Raw genomic sequence first — 19,481 nt, 5'->3', positions numbered from 1 at the left:
GACGTATGCGTGAGAGAAGTCAGCGATGAGTTCACCGACCTCGGTTGGTCCCGGAGACTCGTCGGCGCGCGCGTTCCCCCTGTCACCCGCGCAAACGGGGATGTGGCTCGCGCAGCACGTCGACCCCACGGTTCCGGTGTCGGTCGCCCAGTACGTCGACATCCACGGCGATCTCGACCGGAGCGTCCTGACTTCTGCGTGTGTCCGAGCCGCCGCCGAGTTCGAGTCGTTCTTCCTGCAGATCTCCGAGGTCGACGGGCAACCGCTGCAATGGGTGGAACCGAGCCTGGACGCTCCCGTTGGCTACCTCGACTTCCGGGACACGCCGGACCCCGAGGCGGCGGCGCACGCGTGGATGCGCACCGAGACCGCCGATCCGATCGACGTCCAGCGTGACCGCCTGACCGTCTCGTTCCTTCTCCACGTCGGACACGACCACTACTTCTGGTATTCGCGCGCCCACCACATCGCGATGGACGGTTTCGGGTCCGTCACGATGCTCTACCGGATCGCCGCGCTCTACACCGCCGCGGTGCACGGACTGCCACCACCCGCGAGCAAGCCCGTCGGTCTTCGGCGCATCCACGAACTCGAGACCGACTACCGCAACTCCGCCCGCCGGGAGTCCGACCGGGAGTACTGGACCGAGACGATGCGCGGTGTCACCCGCGCGAGCACCCTCGCGCGCGGCTCCGCGCCTGCGACCGCCGGTTCCCGGGACGTCGACGGAACGTTGACCACCGAGGTCGTCGACCAGCTCGAGAAGTGCGCGGCAGCGCACGGAGTCAATCCTGCGACGCTTACCGTCTGCGCGGTCGCGGGCTATCTGGCGCGAATGACCGGCGAGGACGACGTCACGCTCAGTCTCCCGGTGTCGGCCCGCACGACGGCGGCGCTGCGCCGGTCCGGCGGCATGGTGTCCAACGTGGTGCCGCTGCGCATCACGTCCGCGGGGACGGCGACCATCGGCGATCTGGTGTCCCGCACGCGCCTCGTGATGTCGGGTGCCCTGCGGCATCAGCGGTACCGGCACGAGGACATCCGCGCAGACCGGGAAAGCGCGCTGTCCGGGCCGCGACTGTTCGGCCCCGCCGTCAACATCATGCTGTTCCCCGAGGAGTTGGAACTCGGTTCGCTGCGGAGCCAACTGCATGTGCTGTCTTCGGGTCCGATCGAAGACCTCCTGGTGAACCTGTACCGGTACGGTCCCCGCGGACGTGTGCACCTCGACTTCAAGGCGAACCCGCGACTGTATTCGCAGGACGAACTCGAGGGGCACCACACGAGATTCCTGCGGTACTTCCGGCACTTCCTCGACGCCGATGCCGCCCACCCGATCGGGGAACTCCCGGTCCTCACGGAGAACGAAACCGCGGCGTTGGTCCCCTTCCCCGGACCGCCCGACAGCGTCCCGGTCACGCTCGCCGACGTGTTCCGCGCCGCCGCACAGCATCCGGACGCGCCTGCCGTCGTCAGCGCCGGCCGCACGATCAGCTACCGCGAACTCGACGGGCGATCGGATCGGATCGCTGCGACGCTGGCACGGTCCGGCGTCGGGTCCGGCGACATCGTCGCGGTGGCTCTGCCCCGGTCCTCCGACTACGTTTGCGCGGTCTGGGCCGTCGCCAAAACGGGGGCCGCCTTCCTTCCGGTGGATCCGAACTACCCGGTCCCCCGTGTTCGGCACATGCTCGACGACTCCCACGCGGCAGTCGGGTTGACGTCCGCGGAGTACGCAACCACATTGCCGGGCAGCATCGAGTGGCTACTGCTCGACGAGGCAGGCAGCTCGAACGTCCACGATTTCCCCACGCCGGCAATACGACTCGACGACGCCGCCTACCTCGTCTACACGTCCGGATCGACCGGCGTCCCCAAGGGAGTCGTGGTCACGCACCGCGGGCTCGCCAATCTGGTCTCCGCGCAACGCACCCGACTCGACCTCGACAGTGCGGCGAGGGTTCTGCATGTCGCGTCGCCGAGCTTCGACGCCTCCGTCTTCGAGATGCTGATGGCGTTCGGCTCCGGCGCTGCTCTCGTCATCGCCCCGCCCGCGGTGTTCGCTGGATCCCCATTGGCGCAGCTGATGACCACCGAACACGTCACCCACGCGGTGATCACCCCGTCGGTCCTGGCGTCGATGGAACCCGGCGAGGTCGGAGGTCTGCTGCTGCGCACACTCGTCGTCGCCGGTGAGACGTGTCCACCGGAACTGTTGTCTCGGTGGGCGTCCCGATGCCGGATGATCGACGCGTACGGTCCGGCCGAGACCACCGTCATGGCGACCGTCAGCGAGCCTCTCGCCGAGTCCGGACCGGTCACCATCGGCCGGCCGATCCACGGCACGAGGGCCGTGGTCCTCGACCAACGGCTCCGTCCGGTCCCCGTCGGTGTGGTCGGCGAACTGTACGTCGCGGGGACCGCCCTGGCCCGCGGGTACCACCGCAACGCCCGGCAGACGTCGGAACGGTTCGTCGCCGACCCGTACGGACCACCGGGCACCCGCGTGTACCGCACCGGCGATACGGTCCGCTGGACCCGCGACCACGATCTCGAATATTTCGGACGCAGCGACGAACAGGTGAACATCCGGGGCCTGCGCGTCGAGCCGGGCGAGATCGACGCGACACTCCTCCGGCATCCGGCGGTGCGATTCGCCGTCACCGTGATTCGCTCGCAGGCGGCCGGCGATCAGCTCGTGTCGTACGTGGTGGGCGCCGACACCGCGACCGAGCAGGAGCTGCTGTCGTTCCTCGCCGCCGCACTGCCCCCGCATCTCGTGCCGGCCGCCGTCGTCGTGCTCTCCCACATTCCGCTGACCCCGTCTGGCAAGCTGGACCGCACTGCTCTCCCCGAGCACGGCCTCCGGTCACGTTCCCGGACCGCCCCCGGCAGTGAGCGCGAACGCACACTCCACACCCTCTACGCCGACATCCTCGGGACGTCCGATTTCGGTGTGGACGAGTCGTTCTTCGCGCTCGGCGGCGACAGCATCATGGCGATCCTTTTGGCCTCCCGGGCACGGAGTGCGGGAATCTCGTTCACTCCGCGTGACGTGTTCGAGCAGCGAACGATCGCCCGTCTCGGCCAAGTCGCCGGAAACGACGTCGGCAGATCGGTGCTCGAGGAACTCCCCGACGGCGGGGTCGGCGACATGCCGCTCACCCCGGCCGCCCGATTCCTGTTCGACCGGGCCGGCGTCGTCGACCGGTACGCACAGGCCGTGGTGGTGGAACTGCCACGGGGCATGGACGCGGAGAGGTTGCGCACGGTGATCGGTGCCGTCATCGATCGGCACGACGCACTGCGGGCGCACCTCGTGCGCGGTTCGGACGGGACGGCGTTTCTCACCGTAAGCCCGGCAGGCGCACCGCTGCCGGAGGACACGATCCTGCGGGTTCCGCTGCCCGCCGACGCCGACCCGGCGCAGCGAACGAGGGACGAACACGAAGCCGCGATCCGCCGGTTGAATCCTACTGCGGGCGTGATGATGCAATGCGTGTGGCTCGACCCCGGACCAGGCGACACCACCCGCCGCGGGCGGCTCCTCCTCGTCGCCCATCACCTGGTGATCGACGGGGTCTCGTGGCGAATCCTGATCGGTGATCTCGCCGCAGCGTGGGCGCAGGTAACGGCGGGGGTACCGCCCACTCTCGCACCGATCGGCACCTCCCTGCGCCGGTGGTCGCACGGCCTGATCGAGGAGGCGCAGCGGCCGGGCCGGTTGTCCGAGCTGTCGTTCTGGCGCACCATGACTGCCGGCGAGGATCCGCCGCTCGGCACCCGCCCACTCGACGCGCGGCGTGACGTGAATTCCACCGTGGATCGGGTCCACACGGAAGTAACTGCAGCCGTCACGCACTCGTTGCTGACCGACCTCACGGCCGCCTTCCGGTGCGAGGTCAACGACGCACTGCTCACCGCGCTCTCCCTCGCCCTCGCGCAGTGGCAGCGCCGGCGGGGACGACCGGCCACCGCGCCGGTGATCCGGCTCGAGGGGCACGGCCGCGAGGAAGCGGTGCTCCACGGCGCCGATCTCTCCCGCACAGTCGGGTGGTTCACCAGCATCTTCCCGATCCGCCTCGACCTCGGGGACGTCGATCTGGACGAGGCGTTCGCGGGCGGGCGCTCCGCGAGCACTGTGATCAAGTCCGTCAAGGAACAATTGCGTGCGGTGCCCGACAAGGGCATCGGCTACGGGCTGCTGCGGCTTCCGGGAGACGGCATCGGCCAGGTCGCCTTCAACTACCTCGGTCGTCTCGATACCGCGGATACCGAACGCGAGTGGCGCCCGGTGCGGGAGGGCACCGCCGTGTTCTCGTCGGCGGAACCGTCGATGCCGGTCACCGCGCTGATCGAGATCACCGCGTTCACCACCCACGGCGTCCTCGACGCCACCTTCGCATACCCGACAGGCGCGATCGCGTCCGAGGATGTGCAGGCGCTGGCCGATTTGTGGGAGCAGGCGTTGACAGCCCTCGCCGCGGTGGCGCGTTCTCCGCACGCCGGTGGGCTCACCCCGTCCGATCTGCCGCTCGTCGCCGTGGACCCGAACGACATCGTCGAGTGGGAGCGGGACCGGCCGGGTCTGCTCGACGTGTGGCCGCTGACGCCGTTGCAGTCGGGCCTGCTGTTCCACGCGGCTCTCGCGGGCGCGGACGCCGACCCGTATGCGATGCAGGTGGTCCTGACCCTGTCCGGACACCTCGATCAGGATCGACTCCGGCGCGCATGCATCGCCGTCCTCGCGGGGCACGCGAACCTGCGCACCGCGTTCGTGCGCGACAGTCGCGGTGTCCCGGTGCAACTCGTGCTCGACGACGTGCCGTTGCGGTGGCGGCAGGTCGAGCTCACGGACGGCGACACGGGCGAGGTTGCCGAGGAGATCCTGCAGGGCGACCGCACCGCTCGCTTCGACATGTCCGCCCCGCCGCTGATTCGGTTCACCCTGCTGTCGCGAGGGCCGAACCGCGCCGAACTGGCGATCACCGCTCACCACATCGTGCTGGACGGCTGGTCGATGCCGTTGCTGGTGCGCGAGATCTTCACCGCCTACCAACGCGGCGACGTCCGCACCGAGCCGCCGGATTCGAGCCCATACCGCGACTTCCTGGAATGGCTGGCAGCGAGGGACACCGAGGCCTCGGCGCGGGCGTGGGCCGTGGCTCTCGACGGCATCACCGAGCCCGCCGCGCCGGCCGAACCCACCCCCACCACGTCGGAGACGGTGCTGGAGCTGAGCGAGGAGGACACCCGAAAGCTGACGGCCCGCGCGACCGAGCTCGGCGTCACGCTGAGCGCGATCGTGCAGGCGGCCTGGGGAATTGTCCTCGGGCAGGCGACCACCCGGGACGACGTCGTGATCGGCGCGACCGTCTCCGGCAGGCCCGCGGACGTCGCCGGGGTGGAGAGTGCGGTGGGATTGTTCGTCAACACCGTGCCCGTGCGGATCCCGCTGGACCCCGATACCGACACCGCCATGCTGCTCACCCGCCTGCAGGCCGACCACGTGCGCCTCCTGGACCATCACCATCTGGGCCTGGCGGACATCCAGCAGGCAGTCGGCGTGGCGCCGCTGTTCGACACGCTGGTCGCGTTCGAGTCGTACCCCGTGGACCGCAGCGCGCTGCCGGAACCCGTCGACGGACTCACCCTGGACGGGGTCCGCGCACACGATGCCTCGCACTACGCCGTGACGCTGGCGGCGACGGTGTCCCGGACCCTGCGGCTGACAGTGAAGTGCCGGTCACGCCGGTACGACGGGGCGGCCATGCTCGCGCGGGCCGGCCGCGTCCTCGAGTGCATCGGCAGGGATCCGCACGTCGTCCTCGGCAGGCTCGATCTCCTCGGCGAGCAGGAGCGCGAGCGGGTTCTGCGCACCTGGAACGCGACGGACGCCCCGGTGCCCTCGCAGACCCTGGTGGACGTGTTCGACGCACAGGTCGAGCGCTCCCCCGGCGGCGTGGCGGTGGTCTTCGGCCGGGATCGACTGACGTACGCGGAGTTCGACGCACGGGCGAACCGGCTCGCCCGGTATCTCGTAGCGAAGGGAGTCGGACCGGAAGCCGTCGTCGGTGTCGCGGCTCCCCGCTCGATCGAGCTTCTCGTCGCGCTGCACGCGGTGCTGAAGGCCGGCGGCGCCTACGTGCCCGTCGACCCCGAGCAGCCGCTCGAACGCACCGCACTCGTCATCGACTCGGCCGCACCAACACTGGTCCTCACGTCCGGTTGCCGGAATCGCACGGTCCCCGACGGAGTCGCCGTCGTGGATCTCGACGTGCTCGACGTCACTGGATACAACCCCCGACCGATCACGGATTCCGAACGACGCGCAGCACTGCATCCGGCGAACGCCGCATACGTCGTCTACACGTCCGGTTCCACCGGCCGGCCCAAGGGCGTGACGGTGACCCACGAGATGATGGTGAACCAGTTCCGCTGGGCGCAGACACTGACGCCGCTCGACGGTTCCGATGCGGTACTGCACAAGACCCCGCTCACCTTCGACATTTCCGCGTGGGAGCTGCTGTGGCCCTTGCACACCGGTGCGCGGGTGGTGATCGCCGCACCCGACGGACACCGCGACCCCCGCTACCTCGCGCGCATCATCGAGCAGGAGTCGATCACCACTCTCCACGTCGTACCGTCGATGCTCGATGCCTTCCTGGAGCAGTGCGGGCCGCGGGCGCCCTCGACGCTGCGCCGCGTGTACTCGGCCGGAGAGCCCCTGTCCGCGGCGACGGCATCACGATTCAGGGAACGCGGCGCCGCCGCGCTGTACAACTGGTACGGCCCGTGCGAGGCGGCGGCGGCGACCTCGGAGTCGGTCGACGGCAACGAGTTCGGCACCGCGGTCGCCATCGGCCGCCCCATTCACAACATACGTACGTATGTACTCGACAGCCGGCTCCGACCGGTGCCGGTCGGGACGAGGGGCGAGTTGTACCTTGCCGGTGGGTACTTGGCGCGGGGGTATGCCGGACGCCCCGATCTGACCGCCGAACGCTTCGTCGCCGATCCCGTCGGCGGAACGGGCGGCCGGATGTACCGCACCGGCGACGTGGTGCGGTGGAACGAGTCGGGCCGGCTCGAGTATCTCGGCCGCAGCGACTTCCAGATCAAACTCCGCGGCCAACGCATCGAACCCGGCGAGATCGAGTCCGCACTCACGTCCGACCCGGCGGTGACACACGCGGCGGTCACGGTGCACCGCGACCCGGAAGCGGGAGACCGGCTGATCGCCTACGTCGTGCCCGCGGACGGTGTGCCGCCGGACGAAGGCCGGATCGTCGACCGTCTCACCGGTCTGCTCCCGGCCTACATGATTCCCTCCGCCGTCGTCCCGCTCCCGGCGCTGCCCCTCACCACCAGTGGGAAGCTGGATCGCGCCGCCCTACCGGAACCGGCGCCCGCGCAGTCTGCCTCCGATCCGCCCGCCACCCCCACCGAGGACGTGGTCGCGTTCGTGTTCGCGGAGGTCACCGGCACCGGCCGGGTGGGCCGGAACGACAACTTCTTTGCGGCGGGCGGAAACTCGCTGACCGCGGCGCAGGCCGTCGCCCGCGTCGGAGCGGCGCTGGGAACCTCCGTCGGCATCCGCGAACTGTTCGACCACCCGACGGTCGCGGAACTGTCGGAGTATCTCCCGAAACGAACGCACGCGGTCGAGCGGACGCCCCTGGTCCGCCGCGCCCCGACCGCCCACGTTCCGCTGTCCCTCGCGCAACAGCGTGTGTGGTTCCTGAACCGGCTCGACGGACGCTCGGCCACCGACAGCATTCCCGTCGTGCTCCGCCTCACCGGCACGCTCGACGAATCGGCTCTGTGTGCGGCGGTGGGTGACGTGATCGAACGACACGAACCCCTGCGCACCGTGTATCCCGAACACGACGGGATCCCCTGCCAGCACGTTCTCCCCGCCTCCGCCGTGCCGGCGTGCACGGTCCGGAGGACGACGGACCCGATCGCCCGGGTCCGCGACCTGCTGTCGGCGGGGTTCGACCTCACCGCCGAACCCCCGGTTCGCACCGAGCTTCTCGCGGTGAACGCCGACGAGTGGGTGCTGACTCTCGTCGTCCATCACATCAGTGCGGACGGGTTCTCGCTGGGACCACTCGCCCGGGATGTGATGGCGGCGTATCGCGCCCGGGCGGAGGGCGACTCCCCGGGCTGGACGCCACTGCCCGTCCGCTACGCCGACTACGCCACCTGGCAGCGTGAACTGCAGGACGGGCAGCGGGGCCTGGCGTATTGGACGCAGACACTGTCCGGACTGCCCGAGTTACTCCCCCTGCCGTTCGACCGTGCCCGCCCGCCCGTCGCGACGCACCGCGGCGCGAACGCCGAGTTCACCATCGACGCCGAGATTCATCTGCGGATTCGTGCTCTCGCGCGGACGCACGACGCCACTCCGTTCATGGTGGTGCACGCGGCGCTGGCCGTCCTCGCGGCCAGGCTCGGCGACACGTCGGACATCGTCGTCGGCGCGCCGATCGCGGGACGCGGGCCCCGCGCACTCGACGACCTCGTCGGAATGTTCGTCAACACACTGGTGCTACGGACAGATGTCCCGCTGCACACCACGTTCGCCGACACACTCACCCACGTGCGGAACGTCGATCTCGCCGCGTACGCCCACGCGGACGTCTCGTTCGAGGAGGTCGTGGAGGCGGTCGCACCCGCTCGGTCCCGCAGTCGCAATCCGCTGTTCCAGCTTGCGCTCGCCTATCACAACACGGCGCCGGTCGTGATCGACCTGCCGGAGGTGTCCGCCGAGATCGTCGAGATCGCGACGCACACCGCGAAATTCGACCTCCAGCTCACCGTCACCGAATCGGTCGACGACGCAGGCGGCCCGGGACCACTGTCGTGCGTCTTCACGTACGCCACCGATCTGTTCGACGACGCCACGGTCGCGGGATTCGCGGACCGGTTCCGGCGCATTCTGCGGGCGGCGCTCGCACACCCGTCCATCGTGGTCGGCGACATCGACGTGCGGGACCCCGCGGAGCAGCAGGCGCGGCACGACGGACCGCCGTCGTTGCCGCAACGCACACTGCCCGACCTGATGTCCGCCGCCGTCCGGCAGAATCCGGGAGGGTCGGCGCTGACGGCGGACGGCCGGTCGATGACGTATCGAGAACTCGACGCTGAGTCGAATCGGCTCGCCCGCGCCCTGATGCGGCGCGGGGTGGGCCCCGAGGCACTCGTGGCGCTCGGTCTGCCGCGGTCCGTCCTGTCCGTCGTCTCCGTGTGGGCCGTCGCGAAGACGGGTGCCGCGTTCGTGCCCGTCGACCCGCGCTACCCCGCCGCGCGGGTCCGGTATCTGATGGACGACTCCGGCGCCGCCCTCGGGCTGACCACCGTTGCGGACCGCGAGGCCCTGCCGGACGGTACGGACTGGTTGGTGCTCGACGACCCGGGCTTCCGAACCGAATGTCGCGGTTGGTCTTCGGACCCGGTCACCGATGCCGACCGTGCTCGGCCGCTGGATGCGCGCCATCCTGCGTACGTGATCTACACGTCCGGTTCGACGGGAAACCCCAAGGGGGTGGTGGTGACCCACACCGGTCTCGCCGACTTCACCGCGGAACAGCGGGATCGGTATTCGGTGACGGCGTCGTCCCGCACGCTGCACGCTTCGTCTCCCAGCTTCGACGGCGCGGTGCTGGAGATACTGCTCGCGCTCGGTGCGGGCGCCTGCATGGTGCTCGCACCACCGATGGTCCAGGGCGAGAACCAACTCACGGACCTGCTGGCCCGCGAGCGGGTCAGCCACGTGTTCACCACACCGACGGTTCTGGCGACGGTCGACCCGCGCGGCCTGCACGACCTGCGGGTCGTCGTGGTGGGCGGCGAACCCTGCCCGCCGGAACTCGCGGCGGTGTGGGCCGAGCAGGCGCAGATGTTCAACGGATACGGTCCGACCGAGACGACGGTCATGACGAGTATCAGTGATCCCTTGGCGGCCGGCGGGCCGGTCACCATCGGCCGCCCGGTCCGCGGCGCCGCCGTACTCCTGCTGGATTCGCGGCTGCACCCGGTTCCGACGGGAGTGGCCGGCGAACTCTACATCTGCGGGCCGGGTGTCGCCCGCGGCTACCATCGCAGGCCCGCGCTGACCGCCGCACGCTTCGTCGCCTCCCCGTTCGGCACAGCCGGGGAGCGGATGTACCGGACGGGCGATGTGGGTCGTCGGCGTCGCGACGGGTCGATCGAGTATCTGTACCGCAACGACTCGCAGATCGAACTACGCGGCGTCCGAATCGAACTCGGCGAGATCGACGCCACCCTCCTCACCCATCAGGCCGTGAGATTCGCGGCGACGGATGTGCGTGAACTCCGGGACGGCGTCGAGGTTCTCGTGTCGTACGTGCTGCCGGCTCGGAACGAGACGGTCGATCCGGATCAGCTGATCCGCTACGCGGCGACGCGCCTGCCGACCCCGCTGGTGCCCGCGATCGTGGTCGTGGTGGACGCCGTCCCGCTCACCGTCAACGGGAAACTGGACCGCTCGGCGCTGCCCGACCCCGTTCCCGCGGCAACCGAGTTCGAGGCCCCGCACACGCCCGCCGAACGGGTGGTGGCGACAGCGTTCGCCGAGGTGCTCGGACTCGACCTCGTGGGGCGGGACGAAAACTTCTTCGCCCTGGGCGGCAGTTCCCTGTCCGCCACGCGCGTTGCGTCCCGGATCGGTGCCGCACTGGAGACGACGGTGCCGGTACGTGCAGTGTTCGACTCGCCGACCGTCTCCGCGCTCGCTGTGGCCGTCAACGAGCAGACCGGCGGCGCGACGCGCGTCGCCCTGACCGTGCGTCCGCGCCCGGCCCGCGTGCCGCTGTCGCCGGCGCAGCAACGATTGTGGTTCCTCGCCCGCCTCGCCCCCGGCTCCCCCGAATACAACATCCCGATGGCGTTGCGGCTCACCGGAACACTCGACGTCGCCGCCCTCACCGCGGCCGTCGCGGACGTGATGGGCCGTCACGAACCGCTGCGCACCCTCTACCCCGACAGTGACGGTGTCGCGTACCAGCAGGTGGTCCCGGTGTCGCGGGCCGCTCCCACTCTCAGTCCGACACCCGTGTCCCGCGGTGACGTCGCCGCGCGGGTTGCGACGTTCGCGTCGAAGGGTTTCGCCCTGGGCGCCGAACCGCCGATCCGTGCCCGGCTGTTCGCCCTCGCCCCCGACGAGTGGGTGCTCGCCGTCATGGTCCATCACATCAGCGCGGACGGGTTCTCGGTGCCGCTGCTCGTCCGCGACGTGATGACCGCCTACGAGGCGCGGGTTTCGGGCGAGGCGCCGCGGTGGGCCGAACTTCCCGTCCAGTACACGGACTACACCCTGTGGCAGCACGAACTACTGGGCGACCGCGACGATCCACAATCCGTTGCCGCGCAGCAACTGTCGTACTGGAAGGACACGTTGTCGGGTGCGCCGGAACAGCTGTCCCTCCCCGCCGACCGGCCACATCCCGCGATCGCGTCGCACCGCGGCGGCACAGTCGAGTTCGCGCTCGACGACGTGCTCTACCGTGCGGTCGAGCACACCGCTTCAGCCCTAGCCGTCACCCCGTTCATGGTCGTGCACGCGGTATTCGCGGTGCTCCTCGCGAGGCTCGGCGGATCCACCGACATCGTGATCGGCACCCCCGTCGCGGGACGCGGGGACCAGGCCCTCGACGACCTGGTGGGCATGTTCGTCAACAACCTGGTCCTGCGCACCGAGGTGATCCCCGCGGAAAGCTTCGCGGAACTGCTCGGCCGCGTGCGGGAGGACGACCTGGACGCGTTCGCGCACTCCACCGTTCCGTTCGAGACCGTGGTCGAGGTCCTCGATCCCGCCCGGTCACGCGCACGCAATCCGCTGTTCCAGGTGGCCCTGGCGTTCCAGAACCTCGACCACACCGCGCTCACCCTCCCCGGACTGCGGGTGTCGGCGATGACTCCCCCTACCCGGTCGGCCCGATTCGACCTGCAACTCACCGTGACCGCCGATCCGGACCCGTCGACGGAACGCACCCGGCGTGCGGCGGTGTTCACGTACGCCACCGATCTGTTCGACCACCACACCGTCGCGAACATCGGCGAACGCTTCATCCGGACGTTGAGCGAGGCCGTCGCACAACCGGATACGGCCGTCGGCGACCTCGCCCTTCTCGATCCGGACCCGGATGTCCCCACCGCTGTGCCGTCCTCCGGGGAGACCCTCGTCGATCTGTTCGCGCGGCAGGTCGCCAGTTCGCCGGACGCGATCGCCGTCGTCTCCGGAGATCGTGCGCTCACCTACCGTGAACTCGACGAGCACGTGAATCGACTGGCCCGCCACCTGATCGGCGCCGGCGTCGGCCCGGAGTCCATGGTGGGACTGGCGATTCGCCGCTCGGTCGACCTCCTCGTCGGAATGTATGCCGTATCGAAAACAGGAGGGGCGTACGTGCCGATCGACCCCGATCAGCCCGCACAGCGCAATGCCCAGATCATCCGGTCCTCGGACACACGCGTCGTCCTCACCACCGAGCGCGACCGGTTCGACCTCTCCGACGTGCTGCCCACGGAGACACAACTGGTCGTCGTCGACCGACTGGACCTCTCCGGTATCGATCCGTCGCCGATCTCCGATCTGGACCGGATCGCGCCCCTGCGAGCGCAGAACCCCGCGTACGTGATCCACACGTCGGGATCGACGGGTACCCCCAAGGGTGTCGTCGTGACCCATGCGGCCGTCGTGAGCTTCCTGAGTTGGCGTCAGGACACCGATCCGCTCGGCGCGGACGACACGGTGATGCTCAAGTTGCAGTACACGTTCGACGCCTCGGTCCGCGAATTCTGGTGGCCGCTGATCGCCGGTGCGCGGCTGGTGATCGCTCGACCGGACGGCCACCGCGACCCGCGGCATCTCGCCGAGCTGGTCGGACGGCACCGGGTGACCGCAGCATACTTCCTTCCCCTCATGCTGGCCGAGATCCTGGCGATCCCCGACGCGGACCTGACGTCACTGCGGCAGGTGTCGTGTGGTGGCGAGGTCCTGCCGCCCGGCACGGCACACAGTTTCCACGCGCGGTGCCCGGACGCGACGCTGTACAACGAGTACGGCCCGACCGAGACGGCGGTCGCCGTGACCCGCACGGTCGTCGGCAACGTGGACGCGACCGTTCCGATCGGTGTGCCGCAGAACGGCGTCGGCGTGCTCGTGCTGGATTCGCGGCTGCATCCGGTGCCCGTCGGCGTTCCGGGCGAGCTCTACCTGGCGGGTGCCCAGTTGGCGCGCGGCTATCTCGGACAACCGGGGGTGACGGCCTCCCGATTCCCGGCCAATCCGTGGGGACCGCCCGGTCAACGGATGTACCGGACCGGCGACGTGGTGAGTCGTCGCCGAGACGGCACGATCGACTACCTCGGCCGGCGCGATCTCCAGGTGAAGATCCGCGGTCAGCGCGTCGAACTGGAGGAGATCGAGACGGCACTGCGACGCGATGCCGCCGTCGCGCAGTCCGCGGCGGCCGTGTACGAATCAGCCGGCACCGGCGTCCGGCTGGTCGGCTACGTCGTGCCGCGGCCGGACATGGTGGTGGATACCCGCGCCGTGTCGGCGGAACTGGCGCAGCGACTGCCCCGGTACATGGTGCCCAACCAGATCGTGGTGCTGGGGGCGCTACCGTCCACACCCCACGGCAAGCTGGATCGACGGGCGCTTCCGGATCCGGGTGTGCCACGGGCGCAGCGGTTCCGCCCCCCGACGACCCGCACCGAGAAACTGGTCACCGCGGTGTTCGCGGACATTCTCGGCACAGGTCTGGTGGGGCTGGACGACAATTTCTTCGAACTGGGCGGCAACTCACTGTCCGCGACCAGGGCTGCGTCACGACTGCACGCCACGACTCGGGTCGAGGTCCGGCTCGAATGGTTCTTCGCCGACGCGACCGCGGAGAGCATCGCCGCGCGAATCTCGTCGAGTTTCGCCGCGGCCTCCGACACCTCCACCGGGCTCGAGGTGCTGCTGCCGCTGCATCCTGACGGCGGACGCGAGCCGCTGTTCTGCATCCATCCGGCCGTCGGGTTGGCCTGGTGTTATGCGGGATTGAGTGCGCATCTCGGCCCCGACCGCCCCGTCTGGGGTGTGCAGTCCCCCGCCGTGACCGTGCCCGGCGAACGGTTTTCGTCGATCACAGAGCGGGCCCATCGATATGTGGAGGAGATTCGCCGTGTTCAACCGCGGGGGCCGTACCACCTGCTCGGGTACTCGGTGGGTGGCGTGATCGCGCACGCGATGGCCGTCGAGCTGCGGTCGCTCGGCGAGGAGGTGCGTGTGCTCGCGATGATCGACAGCTACGCGTCGGCGGAGCGGGACACCCCGGCGCCGACACTGCCGGAACTGCTTACGGAATTCGGCGGTGGGGCGTCGGAGCAGCTCGGGCCGGAGCAGCTGACCCGGTTGTACGAGGACTACGTCGACGTCGTCGACGCTGCCGCCGACTTCGTTCCTGGACACTTCGACGGGAGCCTGGTGTTCTTCGGCGCGGCCGGGGACGGATCCCAGCCCGTGCCGGCGAGTACGACGTGGCGGCCGTGGATCGACGGGGACGTCATCGCGCACACAGTCGACCGCCCTCACGCGCGGATGACCGACCCGGAAGCGCTGGCCGTCATCGGACCGATCCTGGCCGAATACCTCGCGGGCGCGTCAGCCACCGACGGGACGGAGAATCCACCAGCCACCCAGCGCGAGACAGCCCAGCGTCACGAGTAGGGACAGACCCACCCAGACGATGCCGGGCACGCGGGTGAGTCGCGCCAGCTGATCCGCATCCGACTCCGGGGCCGCGCCGCGGGCCCGTTGCCGCTGCAGTTCGAGGACCGGGCGCGGCGCGGCGACGAGCATGAACAGGGTGATCAGATACGCCGCGGCCACCTGCTGGTCCTGCGTCCCGAACCACACGAGTCCGAACAGCAGCGCCCCGACCACCGTGAGGGAGAACAACCCGTACAGGTTCCGGACGAGGATCAGCATGGCCGCGAGAGCGACGACACCGATCCACAGCACCGCGACCGCGTGCTGGGTACCCAGCACCCGGGCCGCGCCGAGCCCCAGAACGGCAGGACCCACGTATCCGGCGAACGTCATGAGGACCACACCGAGCCCGGTCGGTTTACCGGACGAGATCGCCACACCCGATGTGTCCGAGTGCAGCCGCACCCCCTTCAGCGTTCGACCGAACAGCAGGGCGACCACCAGATGTGCGCCCTCGTGCACGATGGTCACCACGTTGCGGGTGACTCGCCAGGCGTGCGGTTCGAGGACGAGTATCACCGCCACCACCGCCGTGACCTGAACGATCCAGGGAGCCGGCGCGGGGCTGACGGCGCTCATGCGCTCCCACAGCGATTCAATTCCATTCATCGGCGCCGAGTGTACGGCGACCGGCTGATCACTCCCTGCGTGCCAGCTGTGGAATCAATCCGCCCGCGAGCACGTCGTCGACCTGACGTGGGGACAGCCGGTGACGCACCGGGATCTCCACGTCACGGGTCGAGTCGAACAGGGTCAGGCGGGGGCCGGAACGAATGGCGTCCCGAACTCCGTCGAGGACCAGCACGTCGTCCTGCCGGATCGTGTCGTAGTCGTCCGGGTTCTCGAATTCGAGCGCGAGTACACCGAAGTTGGCGAGATTCTGCCAGTGGATACGGGCGAACGAGGTGGCGATCACCGCATGCAACCCGAGGTAGCGCGGGGTGATCGCGGCGTGCTCACGCGAGGACCCCTGCCCGTAGTTGTCACCGCCGACGATGAAATGCCCGGTGGTCTTCGCCGTCTCCTCCGCGCGCGCCGGATAGGTCTCGTCCACCTGGGTGAACGTGAACCGGGACAGCTTGGGAATGTTGGAACGGAACGGCAGGGCCCGCGCCCCGGCCGGAGAGATCTCGTCGGTGGAGATGTTGTCACCGACCTTGAGAAGTACCGGTGCCTCGATGCGGTCGGGCAGGGGCGGAAATTCGGGCAGGGACGAGATGTTGGGCCCCTTCACGAGTTCGACGTGCCGCGCTTCCTCTTCCGGCAGCGGAGCCACCAGCATGGCCGTGTTGACGGTGGCCTCGTCCGGAAGCGTGATCTCCGGGTACGGCATCCCCGCTTTCTCCGCCCAGTCCCGCGGGTCGGTGATCACCCCGGTGAGAGCCGACGCGGCCGCCGTCTCGGGTGAACACAGCCACACGGAATCCTCACGGGTGCCCGAACGACCCGGGAAATTGCGGGGCATCGTCCGGAGGGAATTCCGGCCGGTCGCCGGCGCCTGGCCCATGCCGATGCAGCCCATGCACCCGGATTGATGAATTCGCGCGCCTGCCACGACGAGTGCGAGCGTGGCGCCCATCTTGGTCAGATCGGAAAGGATCTCCCGCGAACTCGGATTGACGTCGAAACTCACGCTCGGGTCGGTCTGCCTCCCCGACACCATGGCCGCAGCGATCGCGAAGTCGCGCAGCCCGGGATTGGCGGACGACCCGATCACCACCTGGCTCACGTCCTCACCGGCGACCTCCCGGACCGGCACCACGTTTCCCGGCGAAGACGGTTTCGCGATCAGCGGCTCGATCGTCGACAGGTCGAGGTGTTCGTGCACGTCGTATTCCGCGCCCGCATCGGCGAGCAGTTCCACGAAGTCGCCTTCCCTGCCCTCGGCGCGCAGGAAATCGCGGACGGCGTCGTCGGCGGGAAAGATGGACGTCGTGGCGCCCAGTTCGGCGCCCATGTTCGCGATCACGTGACGATCCATCGCCGTCAACGTCGCGAGCCCCTCACCGTGATATTCGATGATTCTGTTGAGCCCGCCCTTGACCCCGTGGCGGCGGAGCATCTCGAGGATGACGTCCTTCGCCGAACTCCAGTCGGGGAGCCTGCCGGTCAACTCCACCCCCCAGATCTGAGGCATCCGCAGGTGCAGGGGCTGACCCGCGATCGCCATGGCGACCTCGAGCCCACCGACGCCGATCGCGAGCATGCCCAGCGAGCCCGCCGCCGGTGTGTGCGAGTCGGACCCGACCATGGTCTTGCCGGGGACGCCGAAGCGCTGCATGTGGGTGGGATGAGAGACCCCGTTGCCCGGCTTCGAGAACCACAACCCGTACCGCAGGGCGGCGGTGCGAAGGAACTCGTGGTCCTCGGCGTTCTTCTCGTCGGCCTGCAGCAGATTGTGGTCGACGTATTGCGCGCTCAACTCGGTCTTGACGCGATCGAGGTGGAGCGCCTCGAGTTCCTGCATCACCAGGGTTCCGGTGGCGTCCTGGGTGAGCGTCTGGTCGATCCGGATCGAGATCTCCTCGCCCGGTTCCATCCGGCCATCGAGGAGGTGTGCACCGATGACCTTGCGGGCGACAGTGTCCGACATCGCTGATCCCTTCGTCGTACCTCCAGGATGCGCCGGAGCCACGGCGAGGGCCAGCGCCCGGAACACGTTCCGCACTCGACAGGACAATCTTCGGCTTTCTACGCAAATTCGTAGAGAGAGCTAGATTCCGCTAGTCGTGCTGCGCCCGCAGGTACTTGCCGAAGTGCGGCACGGTGAATCCGATCGACCCGCGCTCGGCCGAATAAATCAGGCCCTTCTTGATCAGCCCGTCCCGCGCCGGTGACAGCGACGCGGGTTTGCGGCCGAGCTCGGAGGCGATCGCCGACGTGGCGACCGGTCCGTCGTCCCCGGAGAGGTCGGCCATCGCCCGCATGTACTCCCGCTCGGCAGGCGTCGCGCGCTCGTACCGTGACCCGAAGAACCCGACCGCGAGTTCCTCCTCCGCGGTCGGCGCGGCCACCCGCACGTCCTCCTCGGTGATCGGGCTGGCCGCGGCCACGTCCCACGTCGCCTTGCCGTAGGCCTGAACGAAATAGGGGTAGCCGTCGGCCGCGGCGTACAACGCGTCGAGCGCCTCGTCCGTGAACTTCACGTCCTCCCGCTCGGCGGGCGCGATCAACGCCCGGTCGGCCGACACCCGGTCCAGCCGGTCGATGCGGTGGTAGCTGAACAGCCGCTCCGAGTAACTCTTGGACGCCGACAGCACCGCGGGCAGGTGCGGCAATCCGGCTCCGACCACGATCAGCGGCGCCGCGTCCTGGCTGAGCTCGTGGCAGGCCCCGCACACCGCCGAGACGTCCGCGGCGCCGAGGTCCTGCATCTCGTCGATGAACAGTGCGATCCCGACCCCGACGTCGCGGGCCAGGGACGACGCGTCGAGCAGCAGTTCCACCAGGTCGATCTCGATGTCCCCGGAATCGGCGCGCCCCTTCACCGCGGGGGCGTCGATGCCCGGCTGCCACCGCTCCCGCATGCCCTTGTCGGCCGTCGCCCGCAGGGCGAACGACTTCAGGACGCCGAGGAACTCCTCCACCCGGTCGGGGTCGCGGTGCGAGCCCGCGATCTCCCGAACCGCCATGTGCAACGCCGACGACAGCGGCCGCCGCAGATCCTGATCCGGTCGGGCCTCGATCTTCCCCGTTCCCCACCGCCGCGAGATGGCGGCCGACCGCAGGTGGTTCAGCAGGACCGTCTTCCCGACGCCACGCAGACCCGTGAGCATCACGCTGCGTTCCGGGCGACCGCGCGCGATCCGCTCGAGCACCACGTCGAACGCGTCGAGCTGCCTGGTTCGGCCCGCGAGCTCCGGCGGGCGCTGTCCCGCGCCGGGCGCATAGGGGTTACGGACAGGGTCCATGGCCACGAAGGTAACAACCTCTGTTGCCGAATCTGCGCTCATCTAGCGCGTGTCCTAGATCCCGCTATGGAGTCCTAGCCGGGGTGGGGACTTCCGCACCCTTCGGTGCCTATCGACTATCGCGCGTTCCCCCGAGGCTGGATGCAGCACCAGGAACAGGGAGAACACCATGATCGAGTTGGACGCCAGAGCCGAGTTGGAACGCCTCGCGCCGCACGCAGCGAAGGGCGACGAGGACGCCGTCGAAGAGGTTCTCCGCATTGCGCACCCCCTCGTGCACCGCTACTGCACGAGCCGGCTCGAGTCGGTGGATCACCCGCACACCACCGCCGACGATGTCACCCAGGACGTGTGCCTCGCGTTGATGAGCGCCCTGCGGACGTACGAGAACCAGGGAAAATCGTTGCTGTCGTTCATCTTCGGCATCGCCGCGCACAAGGTGTCCGACGCGCGGCGCCGCGCCACCCGGTTGTCCGTGCCGCAGACCGCGCGCGCCGCCGCCGCACACCACGTGGTGGACGTCGAGGACGGCCCCGAGCATCACATCCTGCGCGGTGAACTGCGCGGCGAGATGGGCCACCTCGTCGAGACCCTTCCGGTCCGGCACCAGCAGATCCTCTTCATGCGCGTCATCGTGGGAATGTCGGCCGAGCAGACCGCACGGGTCTTGGACACCACACCGGGCGCCGTCCGCGTCGCCCAGCACCGGGCACTGAGCCACCTGCGGGCGCGGATCGGGCACGGGCCCGCCCGCTGAGAGTTCCCGCTCCGTCGTTGCCAAC

5 protein-coding genes are annotated in these 19,481 nt (G+C 69.3%); 2 read left to right on the top strand and 3 right to left on the bottom strand.

All coding sequences use genetic code 11. The features are described 5' to 3' along the window. Positions 1–25 precede the first annotated feature (25 nt). Positions 26–14,746 carry a non-ribosomal peptide synthetase gene (locus HGB39_RS06705; RefSeq protein ID WP_081276471.1) on the top strand — a complete coding sequence of 4,907 codons (14,721 nt, stop codon included), beginning with the start codon at positions 26–28 and terminating at the stop codon, positions 14,744–14,746. Here HGB39_RS06705 and HGB39_RS06700 read toward each other — a convergent pair. The 3 genes from HGB39_RS06700 to HGB39_RS06690 all read right to left on the bottom strand — a co-directional run bounded on the left by HGB39_RS06700 (position 14,681) and on the right by HGB39_RS06690 (position 18,699). Then, positions 14,681–15,397: a M50 family metallopeptidase gene (locus HGB39_RS06700; RefSeq protein ID WP_043789125.1), complete on the bottom strand. Its 717-nt coding sequence runs from the start codon at positions 15,395–15,397 to the stop codon at positions 14,681–14,683. The two genes, HGB39_RS06705 and HGB39_RS06700, sit on opposite strands and share 66 nt — an antisense overlap. A gap of 28 nt (positions 15,398–15,425) precedes the next feature. Continuing rightward, positions 15,426–17,381, bottom strand: a complete 1,956-nt coding sequence (locus tag HGB39_RS06695) for an aconitate hydratase (protein WP_005565529.1) — start codon at positions 17,379–17,381, stop codon at positions 15,426–15,428. A 130-nt stretch (positions 17,382–17,511) separates the two neighbouring features. Further along, complete coding sequence (locus HGB39_RS06690; RefSeq protein WP_005258779.1) at positions 17,512–18,699, bottom strand: DUF8462 domain-containing protein; 1,188 nt, start codon at positions 18,697–18,699, stop codon at positions 17,512–17,514. A 169-nt stretch (positions 18,700–18,868) separates the two neighbouring features. On the opposite strand from HGB39_RS06690, the gene HGB39_RS06685 reads away from it, so the two are divergent. After that, on the top strand, positions 18,869–19,456 hold the full coding sequence (locus HGB39_RS06685) for a sigma-70 family RNA polymerase sigma factor (RefSeq protein ID WP_005565527.1): 588 nt from the start codon (positions 18,869–18,871) through the stop codon (positions 19,454–19,456). Positions 19,457–19,481 lie beyond the last annotated feature (25 nt).

It is taken from the genome of Rhodococcus opacus, from assembly GCF_012396235.1.
In the GTDB taxonomy this organism is placed as follows: domain Bacteria; phylum Actinomycetota; class Actinomycetes; order Mycobacteriales; family Mycobacteriaceae; genus Rhodococcus_F; species Rhodococcus_F opacus.
Note: the sequence above shows the minus strand (reverse complement) of the source record. Positions and strands in the feature narration are given on the sequence as shown.